Annotated in this window: 16 protein-coding genes and 2 riboswitches; of the genes, 8 read left to right on the top strand and 8 right to left on the bottom strand. The window is 63.1% G+C overall.

Annotated features, from left to right (window positions below; all coding sequences use genetic code 11):
* The first annotated feature begins 67 nt into the window (after positions 1-67).
* The 4 genes from ACSQ8R_RS08905 (at position 68) to fghA (ending at position 2,325) form a co-directional block, all read left to right on the top strand.
* Positions 68-256: a YegP family protein gene (locus ACSQ8R_RS08905; protein WP_210009530.1), complete on the top strand. Its 189-nt coding sequence runs from the start codon at positions 68-70 to the stop codon at positions 254-256.
* A gap of 90 nt (positions 257-346) precedes the next feature.
* On the top strand, positions 347-793 hold the full coding sequence (locus ACSQ8R_RS08900; RefSeq protein ID WP_436253007.1) for a YaiI/YqxD family protein: 447 nt from the start codon (positions 347-349) through the stop codon (positions 791-793).
* Between the two features lie 16 nt (positions 794-809).
* Positions 810-1,472, top strand: coding sequence for a DUF1345 domain-containing protein (locus ACSQ8R_RS08895; protein ID WP_436253006.1), 663 nt, complete (start codon positions 810-812; stop codon positions 1,470-1,472).
* A 19-nt stretch (positions 1,473-1,491) separates the two neighbouring features.
* Positions 1,492-2,325, top strand: a complete 834-nt coding sequence (fghA, locus tag ACSQ8R_RS08890; protein WP_436253005.1) for an S-formylglutathione hydrolase — start codon at positions 1,492-1,494, stop codon at positions 2,323-2,325.
* A gap of 3 nt (positions 2,326-2,328) precedes the next feature.
* On the opposite strand, the gene ACSQ8R_RS08885 is transcribed toward fghA, so the two are convergent.
* From ACSQ8R_RS08885 to crcB, 5 genes are read right to left on the bottom strand one after another with little or no spacing between them, the layout of a single operon-like run.
* Entirely contained in the window at positions 2,329-2,817 is a 489-nt protein-coding gene (locus ACSQ8R_RS08885) for a hypothetical protein (protein WP_436253004.1), read from the bottom strand.
* A 57-nt stretch (positions 2,818-2,874) separates the two neighbouring features.
* Complete coding sequence (locus tag ACSQ8R_RS08880; RefSeq protein ID WP_436253003.1) at positions 2,875-3,666, bottom strand: ATP12 family chaperone protein; 792 nt, start codon at positions 3,664-3,666, stop codon at positions 2,875-2,877.
* Between the two features lie 12 nt (positions 3,667-3,678).
* Positions 3,679-4,332, bottom strand: a complete 654-nt coding sequence (locus tag ACSQ8R_RS08875) for an HAD-IA family hydrolase (protein ID WP_436253002.1) — start codon at positions 4,330-4,332, stop codon at positions 3,679-3,681.
* Positions 4,329-5,324 carry an RluA family pseudouridine synthase gene (locus ACSQ8R_RS08870; RefSeq protein WP_436253001.1) on the bottom strand — a complete coding sequence of 332 codons (996 nt, stop codon included), beginning with the start codon at positions 5,322-5,324 and terminating at the stop codon, positions 4,329-4,331. Before ACSQ8R_RS08870 ends, ACSQ8R_RS08875 begins: the two co-directional genes overlap by 4 nt.
* Before the next feature lie 49 nt (positions 5,325-5,373).
* The gene (gene crcB / locus ACSQ8R_RS08865; protein WP_436253000.1) at positions 5,374-5,751 is read right to left on the bottom strand and encodes a fluoride efflux transporter CrcB; all 378 of its coding nucleotides are present in this window, start codon (positions 5,749-5,751) and stop codon (positions 5,374-5,376) included.
* A gap of 122 nt (positions 5,752-5,873) precedes the next feature.
* Here crcB and ACSQ8R_RS08860 point away from each other — a divergent pair, with 122 nt between their 5' ends.
* On the top strand, positions 5,874-6,152 hold the full coding sequence (locus ACSQ8R_RS08860) for a hypothetical protein (RefSeq protein WP_436252999.1): 279 nt from the start codon (positions 5,874-5,876) through the stop codon (positions 6,150-6,152).
* Between the two features lie 17 nt (positions 6,153-6,169).
* Here ACSQ8R_RS08860 and ACSQ8R_RS08855 read toward each other — a convergent pair whose 3' ends face one another.
* The 3 genes from ACSQ8R_RS08855 to ACSQ8R_RS08845 form a co-directional block, all read right to left on the bottom strand.
* Positions 6,170-7,765: an EAL domain-containing protein gene (locus tag ACSQ8R_RS08855; RefSeq protein WP_436252998.1), complete on the bottom strand. Its 1,596-nt coding sequence runs from the start codon at positions 7,763-7,765 to the stop codon at positions 6,170-6,172.
* A gap of 263 nt (positions 7,766-8,028) precedes the next feature.
* Positions 8,029-8,517 (bottom strand): copper chaperone PCu(A)C, encoded by a 489-nt coding sequence (locus ACSQ8R_RS08850; RefSeq protein ID WP_436252997.1) that lies wholly within the window; start codon positions 8,515-8,517, stop codon positions 8,029-8,031.
* Between the two features lie 67 nt (positions 8,518-8,584).
* Positions 8,585-8,962 carry a hypothetical protein gene (locus ACSQ8R_RS08845; protein ID WP_436252996.1) on the bottom strand — a complete coding sequence of 126 codons (378 nt, stop codon included), beginning with the start codon at positions 8,960-8,962 and terminating at the stop codon, positions 8,585-8,587.
* A 194-nt stretch (positions 8,963-9,156) separates the two neighbouring features.
* A riboswitch (glycine riboswitch) is annotated at positions 9,157-9,244 on the top strand.
* Positions 9,245-9,324, top strand: a riboswitch (glycine riboswitch).
* Positions 9,325-9,391: 67 nt separating this feature from the next.
* Here ACSQ8R_RS08845 and gcvT point away from each other — a divergent pair.
* The 3 genes from gcvT (at position 9,392) to gcvP (ending at position 13,835) form a co-directional block, all read left to right on the top strand.
* Complete coding sequence (gene gcvT / locus ACSQ8R_RS08840; RefSeq protein ID WP_436252995.1) at positions 9,392-10,528, top strand: glycine cleavage system aminomethyltransferase GcvT; 1,137 nt, start codon at positions 9,392-9,394, stop codon at positions 10,526-10,528.
* Between the two features lie 80 nt (positions 10,529-10,608).
* Entirely contained in the window at positions 10,609-10,971 is a 363-nt protein-coding gene (gene gcvH, locus ACSQ8R_RS08835; protein ID WP_436252994.1) for a glycine cleavage system protein GcvH, read from the top strand.
* Complete coding sequence (gene gcvP, locus ACSQ8R_RS08830; protein ID WP_436252993.1) at positions 10,968-13,835, top strand: aminomethyl-transferring glycine dehydrogenase; 2,868 nt, start codon at positions 10,968-10,970, stop codon at positions 13,833-13,835. Before gcvH ends, gcvP begins: the two co-directional genes overlap by 4 nt.
* The last annotated feature ends 150 nt before the right edge of the window (positions 13,836-13,985 follow it).

The following is a 13,985-nucleotide window of genomic DNA, read 5'->3' as shown; positions in this document are numbered from 1 at the left end:
TTCCAACACGCTCCGATACTGCGAATAGACCTAGGATTTAACTCCGTTTAATGTGAGGGACGCAGAGATGTACAAATTCGAAATCTACAAGGACAAGGCCGGGGAATACCGTTTCCGCTTCAAGGCTGCGAACGGTCAGACGATGTTCTCGTCCGAAGGCTATTCGGCGAAGGCTTCGGCCGTTTCGGCCATTGAATCCATCCAGAAAAACGCGCCCGGCGCAGCGATCGACGACCAGACGACCGCCGTAGCCTGAGGCGGCTTCCTGCACGTAGCCCGCCCTGTCGGGCTGCGTGGCTTCCCGCCGCTTGAGGCGCCGACCGGGCTGGGGCCGGAATATTCATCCATGATCTATGTCGACGCCGATGCCTGCCCGGTCAAGCCGGAGATCCTGAAAGTGGCTGAACGCCATGGCCTGGAAGTGACCTTCGTCGCCAATTCCGGCCTTCGTCCATCCCGTGACCCGATGGTCCACAACGTCATCGTCTCGGCCGGTTTCGATGCCGCCGACAACTGGATCGCCGAACGCGCCGGACCCGCCGACATCGTCGTCACCGCCGATGTTCCGCTCGCCGTGCGCTGCGTTGCCGCCGGCGCGCTGGTGACAGGCCCGACCGGGCGCGTCTTCGACGAAACCAATATCGGCATGGCGAGCGCCATGCGCGACCTCGGCCAGCATTTGCGGGAAACCGGCGAGAGCAAGGGCTACAACGCCGCCTTTTCGCCGCGCGACCGGTCGAAATTCCTGGAAACGCTGGACAGGCTCTGCCGCCGCGCCAAATCATCCACGTGAGCGATCGGAAACGCGGATGGCGAGCCCTTGGCACAGACTGAACTATCACAGGCATGGACCGTTCTTCGCCGGCACGATCGCCGCGCTTGTCTGCCTGCCGTTCCTGATCTTCTACGTGCCGGAGCTTTCAGCCGGCATCGCGGTCGTCGTCTTCTTCCTGGTCTACCTCGTCATGATGGCCGTGCGCATTCCGAAACTCGATGGCGGCACGCTGCGAGGCAAGGGACAGAACGATGACGAACCGGCGCCGGTGATCCTCGCGGTGACCTTGCTTGCGGTTGCCGCCGCCATCGTTTCGCTGTTCGAGGCACTGAACCGCTCGCAACCTGCGGGCCTTGCCGCCGTCTCCCTCGCCTTCGCATCGGTGGTGCTCGGCTGGCTGACGATCCACACCATGTTCGCCATGCACTATGCCCATCTGTTCTGGCGACCGGACGAGCAGGCGCAAGAGAACGAGGCGCGACGGGGCGGCCTGGATTTCCCGGAAACCGACGAGCCTGGCGCCTACGATTTCCTGTATTTTTCCTTCGTCATCGGCATGACTGCCCAGACCTCGGACGTCCAGATCACCACGACCGCCATGCGCCGCATCAACCTCCTGCATGCGGTCGTATCGTTCTTTTTCAACACCGTCCTTGTCGCCGCGGCCGTCAATGCCGTCGTGTCGATGGGCAACTGATATCTTTCGAGGAGCACCGATGAAGGTCCTTTCCCAGAACACCGCCTTCGGCGGCATGCAGGGCGTGTTCATGCACCCATCCGAGGCCTGCAAATGCGAGATGACGTTCGCCGTCTTCGTGCCCCCGCAGGCGATCAAGGAGCCCTGCCCGGTTGTCTGGTATCTGTCAGGCCTCACCTGCACCCATGCCAACGTCATGGAAAAGGGCGAATACCGGCGGATGGCCGCCGAGCTCGGCCTCATCATCGTCTGCCCGGATACCAGCCCGCGCGGCAATGACGTGCCCGACGAACTCACCAACTGGCAGATGGGCAAGGGCGCCGGCTTTTATCTCGACGCCACGGAAAAGCCGTGGGCCGAACACTACCAGATGTACACTTACATCACCGAGGAACTGCCGAATTTCGCCAGCCAGCATTTTCGCATGGACATGGACCGCCAGGGCATTTTCGGCCATTCCATGGGCGGCCACGGCGCGATGACCATCGCGCTGAAGAACCCGGAGAGGTTCAGGAGCTGCTCCGCCTTCGCGCCGATCGTCGAGCCTTCCACCGCCGACTGGTCGGCCCCCGCCTTCGAGAAATATCTTGGTTCCGACCGCGCCGCTTGGCGCCAATACGATGCCTGCGCGCTGGTCAAGGATGGCGCCCGCTTCCCGGAATTCCTGATCGACCAGGGCAAGGCGGACGGCTTTCTGGAAAACGGCCTGCGCCCCTGGCTGTTCGAGGAGGCGGCGCATGGAACCGGGATCGACGTGACGCTGCGTCTGCACGAACGCTACGACCACTCGTATTATTTCATCTCGACCTTCATGGACGATCACCTGCGCTGGCACGCGGAGCGGCTTGCCTGACTCTCACTGAAACAGCGCGGTTGCCATGGTCGGGCGCCGTGTCCCGTCGAGGCGGAATTCGCTTGCGATGCGGTCGGCGATCTTTTCGGCGAGGTCACGGTCCGCGGTGTCCGCGTCCAGCAGGTAGATCGAGGTCTTGAACGTTCCCCTGGCGATCGGTTCGCCGCTGCTGACCGAAATCGCCTGCACCGTCACCTTCGCCGCGTGGCGGCTGCCGATCAGCATCGGAACGTGCGACATCTCGTCGATCCGCACCGAGATGATCGTTCGCGGCAGGGCGATCGATCTGGTGGTTGCCCGGATCGCCTCGTCGACCAGCATGTCGGTGGCGATCACCAGTCCCTTCGGCACGTCGGGCCGTGCGGTCACGAAGGCGCCGCGCACGTCATAGAGGAGTTTTTCCTGCGCCGTGTTTGCCTGTTCCAGACGGAACGACATCAGCGGCAGGGCCGTCAGCACAATAAAAGCGAAACGAAACAGGCGACGGAACATGAACGGACCCGGAAAACGGCACGTCCCGATGTTCCAACGAACAGGGTTATAGAAGCATTAAACGGCGGGCTTCAAAGCAAGAAAAGTTTCGGTTGCCGCCCGCATTTCCTCAAGCCGCTTGGCTCGACGATGTTCGGCTTCGGCGTCCGTGCCCCAGTGCTCGTTGGTCCAGTCCTCGTCGAGATGGGCGAGCGCCCAGGCCTCTTCGGCGGTGAGCCGGCCTTCCGCGAAGGCAAGCGCCAGGATTGCCGAACCGGTGAGCGTCGTCACAGTATGCAGGACGGCCAGCTCGATCGGCGTATCGTATTTTTTCAGCGTCACCGCAAATGCGGCAGTTGCCTCCTTGGGCTGCTCCTGCGGCATCACCCCTTCGATCAGGATGAAGCGCGCGCCGAGGTCGTTCGCGGCCCAGTCGATGATCGGGTCCCAGAGGTCGCTCTGGCGTGTGACCAGGTTTTCCGGTGCTTCGGCGCGGTAGCAGAGCATGTCGCTCGAGGAGAACCGCAGGATATCCTCGAACACGGCCTGCGGATCGGTGGCGATGCCGTCGATCGCCGTGTTGACGAGCCGCGTCACCGGCATGGTGCCCGGATCGATCACATCGACCTGGTTGGCCCATTCGTCGCGGATCAGTTCGGCAAGACGGGCGGTCGGAGCGACCAGCCCGTTCTTGGCCGGCGTCCTGACCGGCCGGCCATCGAGATGGATGGCGTGGCCGCCCTCGCCTTCGGCAACCGATACTTCGTTGTAGAAGCGTTTCGGCAGGGGCTTGTGCATCTGGATCTGCGCCCGCCGCGTCGGGTCCGGATGGCTCAGCGCTTCGGATGGATCGGGAAACATGTCACGCATGGAAATAAAACCTCAGCCGATATGGCTCAGCAATTCGCTCGGATGATGGACGATCACGTCGGCTCCGGCCTTGTTGAGTTCGTCCACCGAGGCATAACCCCAGGAAACGCCGATCGCCGTAGCGCCGGCCGCCTTCGCCATCTGCATATCGTAAATGGCGTCGCCGATGACAAGGGTATCGGAAGGCTCGATGCCCGTCTGGTCGCAGCATTCGGTCGCCATGGCCGGATGCGGTTTCGACGGGCAGTCGTCGGCGGTGCGCGACACGACGAAATATTTGTCGAAACCGTGCGTCTCCATGACCAGCTTCAGCCCGCGCCGCGATTTTCCGGTGACTGCGCCGATCACCAGATCGTCGCGCGGCCCGATCGTATCGATCACCTGCCGGATACCGTCAAACAACGGTTCCTTGAAATCCAGGTCCTGGCGCACGACGGCAAACAGCGTCTTGTAATAGGCCATCATCTCGACAGCCTCCTCGTCCGCATGCGGCTTGCCCTGCATGCGGGCGATCGCGATGTCGAGCGTCAGCCCGATGATCGCCTTGGTGTCTCCCACCCTGGGCTCCGGCTTGCCGAAATGGGCAAAGGTGCGGCGCATGGTTTCGTGGATCAGGCCGGCGCTATCGACCAGCGTGCCGTCGCAATCGAAAAGAACAAGTTTCATTCGTCGTCTTCGTCCCTGCGGCCGTTTTCCATGTCGAACCCGAGAAGGTTCCAGCTCTGCACCATATGCGGCGGCAGCGGTGCCGTGACCTTCAGCCGCCCGCCGTTCGGGTGCGGAATGTCGATATGCCGCGCATGCAGATGCAGCTTCTTCTGGATACCGCCCGGGAAATCCCAGTTGTGGTCGTCGTCGAAATATTTCGGGTCGCCGATGATCGGATGGCCGATATGCAGGGCATGGACGCGCAGCTGGTGGGTGCGGCCGGTATAGGGCTCCATCTCCAGCCAGCAGAGCGTCTGTGCCGCCATTTCCAGCACACGGTAGTAGGACACCGCGTGGTCGGCGCCATCCTCGCCGTGTTTGGCGATCCGCATGCGGTCGCCATCCGGCGTCTGTTCCTTCACCAGCCAGGTGGAGATCTTGTCCTCGTGCTTGCGCGGCACGCCCTTGACCAGCGCCCAATAGGTCTTCTTGGTGTCCCGTTCACGGAAGGCGGCGGTCAGCTTCTGCGCCGCGCCGCGCGTGCGGGCGATCACCAGCACACCGGACGTGTCGCGGTCGAGCCGGTGGACGAGCCGGGGCTTTTCGCCCTTCGGGCTTATCCAGCTGTCGAGCATCTGGTCGATATGGCGTGCGACGCCGGATCCGCCCTGCACCGCAAGGCCGGCCGGCTTGTTGAGCACGATGACCTTCTCGTCCTCGTGCAGGACCATCCGCGACAAGAGCTCGAAATCGCTGGAATGCTTGAGGTCCTTGCCGGCGATCGGCCCCGCCTTCTTCGCATCCACATCCAGAGGCGGAATGCGTACCGTCTGTCCCGGCTGCACGCGGGCGTCTGATTTCACCCGTCCGCCATCGACGCGCACCTGTCCCGAGCGCAGCAGCTTCTGCAGCGGCCCGAACCCTAGGCCCGGGTAGTGAATCTTGAACCAACGGTCGAGCCGCATGCCCGCCTCGTCCGCTTCGACGCGGATATGCTCGATGCCTGCCATCAAAGCTCTTTCATATCTGGATGTGGGCCAAAGGCCCTTTGCCCGGTCTTTAGAGCATTGCCCGCCCGAGCGCCAGTCCGGCAAAGACGGCGCCGAGCGAGATCGCCACGCTCGCGACGATATAGGTGACGCCCGCCATGGTCGCGCCCCGCTCCAGCAGCGACAGGACATCCAGCGAAAAGGCTGAGAACGTCGTGAAGCCGCCGAGAAAGCCGGTGATGATCAGCAACCGCATCTCGGGCGACGCATCGAACCGCCGGACGATGAGTTCGGCGAAAAAGCCGATCGCGAACGAGCCGATGATGTTGACGGCGAGCGTTCCCCAGGGAAAGGCAGCCCCCCACAGGCGCAATGCCCATAACCCGACGAGATAGCGGCAGACGGAGCCGGCCGCCCCGCCGATGGCGACAAGAAGCATGTTGTTCATGGAACTTTCCCTAGGACAGAAATGAGAATCGTCAAATCCATAAAATGCCGTCGTTTTATTTAAACGGGAACAAATCAGGGTCGCCGTAATTATCATATTCTGAGAAAATGGTGACAGGCGACATGACACAACTGGTCAGCATATCGGCGAGTACCGCCGCACTCGCGATCGAGGCCTTGAAGCCTGGCCGGCGTATCTCAGCCAAGGACCAGGTCAAGGACATCAAAGCCGATGCGGACCGCAACCAGCGTCGCGCTGAAAATGCTGGCGATCCGGGCGATACCGAATTCATGATCCCCGCCACCACCGTTTCGCTCGACATGCTCACCGCCGACCAGAAACCCCGCCAGCAGGTCACGTTCCGCCAGGCCGAATCGGCCTACCGCGATCTGGAAGACTGATCTCATCCGGCCGGCCCTCAGGCCGCCACGCACCGGAAATTCTCCCGCCCGCTCTCCGAGCGGGCTTTTGCATTCCGGTGATAGTCGATGAAATCTGCGGCCGGCAGTGGTTTCGAAAACAGCCAGCCTTGGCCGAAATTCACGTCGTGAGCCTTCAGGTAGTCCGCCTGCTCTTCCGTCTCCACGCCTTCGGCGACGATCTGCAGGTCGAGCGTCTTCGCCATTTCGATGATGTGACCGGTGACCGAGCTGGTGGCGCTGTTGCGGCCGATCGTGTCGATGAAGGACTTGTCGATCTTCAGCGCATCCATGGGCAGCCCCTGCAGGTATTGCAGGCTGGAATATCCCGTGCCGAAATCGTCGATCGCCACCGAGTGACCTCTCTGCCGGGCCTCCGTCAATGTCGTTCGCGCAGCCTCGATGTCGATGAAGCCGCGTTCGGTCGCCTCCAGCCAGATCTGCCCCGCCGCGATCTCCGTCTTTGCGAGTTTCCTGTCGAGCACGTCGAGAATGCGGCCGGAGGTGACATCGGCGGCAGAAAGGTTGACGGCGATATGCAGCGAACTTTCCGCCCTCAGCAATCCCTCGAGATCGGTAATGATCGCTTCGATGACCTGGTCGGTGATTGGCTGAATGAGCCCGCTCTCCTCGGCAAGCGGAATGAACAGGTCCGGGCGCACCAGCGAGCCATCCGGCCGCCGCCACCGCACCAGTGCCTCGGCGCCGATGCAGATGCCGGTCTTGAGCTCGATGATCGGCTGGTAGTGGACGATGAATTCGCGCTTGCGCACCGCGATCGCCAGTTCACCGAGCGGCGACAGCCTTTTCTTGGACAGCCAGACTATCACGCCGACGACGAAGATGGCGACGAAGGCGCCGACCGGCAGCAGCAGGAATTGTTCCTCCCGCAGCCTGCCGGTCAGGTTGGAGCGCGGCTCCATCGCGATCGCGATCAATCCCTTGTCGTGCGCCACCGCATAGAGCGTCGATGAGGTCATGCCATTCTTCGGCTCGTCGATCAGCGCCTTGACGAGGCCCGTTTCGGGCGAATTGAGTTCGTTGATCAGCATGCCCTGCCGGTTGGCGAGCGCCAGCGAGATGTCTGCGTCCACCAGGATATCGACGAAACGGGCCGGATCGACCAGTACGTTATAGGCGCCGTAATGGAGCGCCATCATCGGATTGCCCATACTGACCGCCGGCTGCGCGCGGGTGGCGACCTCCACACCGTCAGGCGTCATGTAGTCGATCCACGGCCTGTCGACCTTGCGCTCCTCGATCCCCCAGGAGGTGCATTTCAACAGGCCGTTCTCGAAATAACCGACTTGCTTGACCGAGGGCGTATTGAAGGCGATCACCCGCATGCGGGCGATATGCTGGTCTGAGCAGGGCACCAGGCGCGGATAGGCGAGCGAATCGAGCGCCGCCCGTGCGTCCTCGAACGTCCTGCTCGCACGCACGATCGTCTGCTGCGCGATCCGTTCGAGATTGTTCTGCTGTTTCTCAACCGTGATGATCCACGAAATATAAACCATCGCGGCAATCGGAATGATCGCGCCGAGCAGGCCGAGGAAAACGGCCGCCGCAATCACCCGAGAACGTCGCAGTTCCATTGCCGAAACCTTTGATGAGAGGTCTTGGGCCTATTCATCGCGGACTTCTGTTAAGATTCATTGATGCAACTCGATCAGGTTGTATCGAAGCAATCTCTAAAACCGTGCCGGTTGCGCACCATCCGTGCAAGTCGGGCTGGACAGACATCTCCGCCCGGCGGACCCGAAGGGGATTTTTATGTCCGGCGCTCTGCGAAACGCCAGCGGAGATCGGGTCAGACGAGCTGCATCTTGCCCGCGAGCGCCCGATTGCCCTATCGAATTCACTTGTGTACGTGGCTGCCCGGCCCCGCTGCCTCGACCGGCAATGCGATATCAACCTTGCCGGCTTTCTCGAAGGTCAGCGTCACCGGGACTTTGCCGCCCTGCTTGAAGGGTTCCTTGACCTTCATGAACATCAGATGCAGTCCGCCGGGCGTCAGTTCGACGGTCTTGCCCGCCGGGATGGCTATGCCGGTATCGAGCTTGCGCATTTTCATCACCTCGCCTTGCATCGCCATCTCGTGCAACTCCACGGTGCCCGAGGCCGGCGACGAGACCGACACCAGCACGTCGTCGGACTTGCCGGTGTTGCTGATGGTGAGATAGCCGCCGCCAACCGGTTGGCCGGGCAGCATCGCCTTGGTGAAGGCGCCGGTGATTTCCAGGTCGGCGAGCTTGGCGGGCGCATCTTGAGCGGCCGTGGCGCCAGCAATAACAATGCCGGTCGCAGCGAAAATGCCGAGGAAAGCGAGTTTGGTCAAAGTTTTCATGGAATATCCCCATACGGTGACAGCATCTGTGCCGATCGACCGCGATTGATCTGAGCAGGTTGGAGGATCAGATAGAAACCGGGGGCGCGCGTGATTTCGGCTGTAAAACGGCGGTCGTACCAAGCGCTTCGGGAAGCTGGCCGAGCGGATTGGCAAGCGAGGCGTGCTCGCCGGCAAGCCACGCCTCGTCGTCCGGCGGCGGCAGGATGACCGATGCAGCCAGCAGGCAGATTTCGCAGAGCGGTCTTGCCGCCGGCATCCGGTGACCACGGTTGCCTTCCGAGCAGATGTCGGCAAACGTGCCGTCCGGCAGCCGATAGGCTTCGCCGTAGGAAGCGAGTGGCGCCGCCGCCTGTACCGGCTGATGGGCAAACCCCAGAAAAAGCAGCAGCATCGCGCAGAAAATGCGCGTCCAGCTCGCTGCCATGTCCAGTTTTGCCGTCATTGTTTCGCCTGTTCGACCAATGCGGGAATAACCCAGATCACGACAAAGCGCAAAAGCCCTTTTGTCGCGTGATAGCGGGCCGCCGACACCCCGCATTGCATTAGATCAAATCGCGTTTGTTGCGCTGCGACAAAAATCTTGGCACCCGCGACATCGGGGGCTTGCCAAACCGTCATCGAGGTCGATAATACCGCCCAGACTCGCTGGGAGAAGCCGCTTCAATGCGGTGCCGAAGGAGCAACCGCCCCGGAAACTCTCAGGCAAAAGGACCAGCAGTCGACCGACAGGAACTCTGGAGAGAAGCCCGAACAGGGCTCGCCGAAGGGATAACAATCTCAGGCAAAAAAGACAGAGGGGGCTCATAAACCGGTGCGTCACTGCGCCTGAATCTGAGCCGGCGCTTGAAAGGCGCCAACCCTGGAGGCGTCCTTGGACGATCAGACCGTTCTCAAGACAACCCCGCTTCACGCCCTCCACCTGTCGCTCGGCGCCAGGATGGTGCCCTTTGCCGGCTACGACATGCCGGTGCAATATCCGGCGGGCGTGCTGAAGGAACATCTGCACACCCGCACCGCGAGCGGCCTGTTCGACGTCTCCCATATGGGCCAGGTCGTCATCCGCGCGAAATCCGGCGCTTACGAAGACGCGGCCCTTGCGCTCGAAACCCTGGTGCCGGTCGATATCCTCGGCCTGAAACCCGGCCGCCAGCGTTACGGCTTCTTCACCGACGACAATGGCGGCATCCTCGACGACCTGATGATCACTAACCGCGGCGACCACCTGTTCGTCGTCGTCAACGCCTCCTGCAAGGACGCCGACCTCGCGCATATGAAGGCGCACCTGGCCGGCTGCGAGGTCGAACTGCTCGAAGACCGGGCTCTTCTCGCCCTCCAGGGTCCCCGCGCAGAAGAGGTGCTGGCGGCGCTCTGGCCGGATGTGGTCGAGATGAAGTTCATGGACGTCCGTGACGCGCTTCTCCACGACGCGCCCTGCATCATCTCCCGGTCCGGGTATTCCGGCGAGGACGGGTTCGAGATCTCGGTTCCGGCGGACCAGGCCGAACAGATCGCCAAGGCGCTGCTCGAAGACCTGCATTGCCAGCCGATCGGGCTTGGCGCCCGCGATTCGCTGCGGCTCGAAGCCGGCCTCTGCCTCTACGGCAACGACATCGACACCACCACGTCGCCGATCGAGGCGGCCCTCGAATGGGCGATCCAGAAGCCCCGCCGCGCGGGTGGCCACCGCGCCGGCGGCTTTCCGGGTGCTGCCCGCATTCTCGACGAACTGGCGAACGGCACCGCGCGCCGCCGCGTCGGCCTGAAGCCGGAGGGCAAGGCGCCCGTCCGCGCCCACGCAAAACTCTACGCCGATCCCGAGGGCCGCACCGAACTCGGCGAAGTGACCTCAGGTACTTTCGGCCCCTCGGTCGAAGCCCCGGTCGCCATGGGCTACGTGCCGACCCGCTACGCCGAACCCGGCTGCCAGATCTTCGCGGAGGTGCGCGGCAAATACCTGGCCGTCACGGTCACGGCACTCCCCTTCATCACCCCCACCTATAAGCGGTAGTCAGCGATGGTCGAGCCAGCCGCCACCCCATGCGCTGCGCGCCCTAATTCAATCAATTCATCCCCAGAGAGGACCTCCCAATGTTGAAATTCACCGCCGAACACGAATGGCTGAAGCTCGAGGACGGTGTCGCGACCGTCGGCATCACCTCGCACGCAGCCGAGCAGCTCGGCGATCTGGTGTTCGTGGAATTGCCGGAGGTCGGTGCCGAGCTTTCGAAGGATGGCAATGCCGCGACCGTCGAAAGCGTCAAGGCCGCCTCCGACGTCTATTGTCCGCTCGACGGCGAAGTCACCGAGGTCAACCAGGCGATCGTCGACGACCCGTCGATCGTCAATTCCGACCCGCAGGGCAAGGGCTGGTTCTTCAAACTCAAGCTGAAGAACGCCTCCGACGCCGACGCGCTGCTCGACGAGGCCGCCTACCAGGACCTGATCGCATGACCACCGACTCGACCGATTTTCATTTCACCGATTACCAGCCCTACGATTTCGCCAACCGCCGCCATATCGGCCCCTCGCCGGCCGAAATGGCCGAGATGCTGAAAGTGGTCGGCTATATCAGCCTCGACGCCCTGATCGACGCCACCGTGCCCGCTTCGATCCGCCAGACGGCACCGCTTAGCTGGGGACCGGCGCTGACCGAACGCGAGGCGCTCGACAAGCTGCGCGACACCGCCAACCGCAACAAGGCGCTCGTCTCGCTGATCGGCCAGGGTTATTACGGCACGATCACCCCGCCGGTCGTCCAGCGCAACATCCTTGAAAACCCCGCCTGGTACACCGCCTACACGCCCTACCAGCCGGAAATCAGCCAGGGCCGCCTCGAAGCCCTCCTCAATTTCCAGACGATGATCTGCGACCTGACCGGCCTCGACGTCGCCAACGCCTCGCTGCTCGACGAGGCGACCGCCGCTGCCGAGGCGATGGCGCTCTGCCAGCGCCAGGCGAAATCCAAGGCGTCGGCCTTTTTCGTCGATGCCGCCTGCCACCCGCAGACCATTGCGCTGATCGAAACCCGCGCCGCCCCGCTTGGCTGGAGCGTGATCATCGGCGACCCGATGACCGATCTCGACCCGGTCGACGTGTTCGGCGCGATCTTCCAGTATCCCGGCACCAACGGCCATGTTCGCGATTTTTCAGGCCTGATCTCCCGCCTGCACCAGACCGGCGCGGTCGCCGCGATAGCAGCCGATCCCCTGGCGCTGACGCTTCTGAAATCCCCCGGCGAAATGGGCGCCGACATCGCCATCGGCTCCTCCCAGCGGTTCGGCGTGCCGGTCGGTTACGGCGGCCCGCATGCTGCCTATATGGCGGTCAAGGATGCCCACAAGCGCGCCATGCCCGGCCGCCTGGTCGGCGTTTCGGTCGATAGCCGCGGCAACCGCGCCTACCGCCTGTCGCTGCAGACCCGCGAACAGCATATCCGCCGCGAAAAGGCGACCTCGAACATCTGCACCGCCCAGGTCCTGCTCGCCGTGATGGCCTCCATGTACGGCGTCTTCCACGGCCCGGACGGGCTCAAAGCCATCGCCCAGCAGGTCCACCGCAAGGCCGTGCTGATGGCCAAGGGCCTCGAAAAGCTCGGCTATGTCATCGAACCCGACACCTTCTTCGACACCTTCACCGTCGAGGTCGGCCACATGCAGGGCCTGATCATGCGCGCCGCCGTCGCCGAGGGCGTCAACCTCCGCAAGGTCGGCGAAACCCGCATCGGCATGTCGCTCGACGAGCGCACTCGCCCCGCCACCCTCGAAGCCGTCTGGCGGGCTTTTGGAGGCAATTTCAAGGTCTCGGATTTCGAGCCCACGTGGCGCCTACCGGCCGCGCTGCTGCGCAAGTCAGACTACATGACCCACCCGATCTTCCACATGAACCGCGCCGAAAGCGAGATGACCCGGTATATCCGAAAACTTTCGGACCGGGATCTGGCGCTTGACCGGGCAATGATCCCGCTCGGTTCCTGCACCATGAAACTCAACGCGACGGCCGAAATGCTGCCGATCACCTGGCCGGAATTTGCCGACATCCACCCCTTCGTGCCGGCCGACCAGGCGCTCGGCTACAGGGAAATGATCGACGACCTGTCGCAAAAGCTCTGCCAGATCACCGGCTACGACGCCTTCTCCATGCAGCCGAATTCCGGCGCTCAAGGCGAATATGCGGGGCTCCTCACCATCCGCAACTACCACATCGCCAACGGTGATACCCACCGCGACGTCTGCCTGATCCCGACCTCCGCGCACGGCACCAACCCGGCCTCGGCCCAGATGGTCGGCATGAAGGTCGTGGTCGTCAAGGTCCGCGACAATGGCGATATCGACCTCGACGATTTCCGCGCCAAGGCCGAACAGCATGCCGCCAACCTCTCGTGCTGCATGATCACCTACCCCTCCACGCACGGCGTCTTCGAGGAGACGGTGCGCGAGATCTGCGAGATCACCCACAAGCATGGCGGCCAGGTCTATCTCGATGGCGCCAACATGAACGCCATGGTCGGCCTTGCCCGCCCCGGCGACATCGGCTCCGACGTCAGCCACCTCAACCTCCACAAGACCTTCTGCATCCCGCATGGCGGCGGCGGCCCCGGCATGGGCCCGATCGGCGTCAAGTCGCACCTCGCCCCGCACCTCCCCGGCCATCCGGCGAGCGACGGGCGTGAAGGCGCGGTCTCAGCCGCCCCCTTCGGCTCGCCGTCGATCCTGCCGATCTCCTGGTCCTACTGCCTGATGATGGGCGGCGAAGGTCTGACGCAGGCGACCAAGGTGGCGATCCTCAACGCCAACTACATCGCCGCCCGCCTGAAGGGCGCCTACGACGTGCTCTACAAGTCTGAGGCCGGCCGCGTCGCCCATGAATGCATCATCGATACGCGCCCGCTCAACGCCTCGGCCGGCGTTTCCGTCGACGATGTCGCCAAGCGCCTGATCGACTGCGGTTTCCACGCGCCGACCATGAGCTGGCCGGTCGCCGGTACGCTGATGATCGAACCGACCGAATCGGAAACCAAGGCCGAGATCGACCGGTTCTGCGATGCGATGCTGGCGATCCGCGAGGAAGCCCGCGCTATCGAGGACGGCCGCATGGACCGCACCAACAACCCGCTGAAGAACGCCCCGCACACGGTGGAAGACCTAGTCGGCGAATGGGACCGCCCCTATAGCCGCGAACAGGCCTGCTACCCGCCGGGCGCTTTCCGCGTCGACAAATACTGGTCCCCGGTCAACCGCGTCGACAACGTCTATGGCGACCGCAACCTCGTCTGCACCTGCCCGCCGCTGGAGGCCTACGCGGAGGCAGCCGAGTAGTTGCTGTCCCGACGGTCACCTAGCCTTAGGGTTGACCCTGGGACGTCAGGAGGGTCGCGAACGCCTATCTCTCGCCCTTGCGGGCAGCGCGATCGCATATGGGACGCGAGGCGGTGCGACACTCCTAACCCTGCCCCTTGTGGGGAGGGT

The sequence above is a fragment of the Neorhizobium sp. LjRoot104 genome (assembly GCF_964253725.1).
In the GTDB taxonomy this organism is placed as follows: Bacteria; Pseudomonadota; Alphaproteobacteria; order Rhizobiales; family Rhizobiaceae; genus Neorhizobium.
Note: the sequence above shows the minus strand (reverse complement) of the source record. Positions and strands in the feature narration are given on the sequence as shown.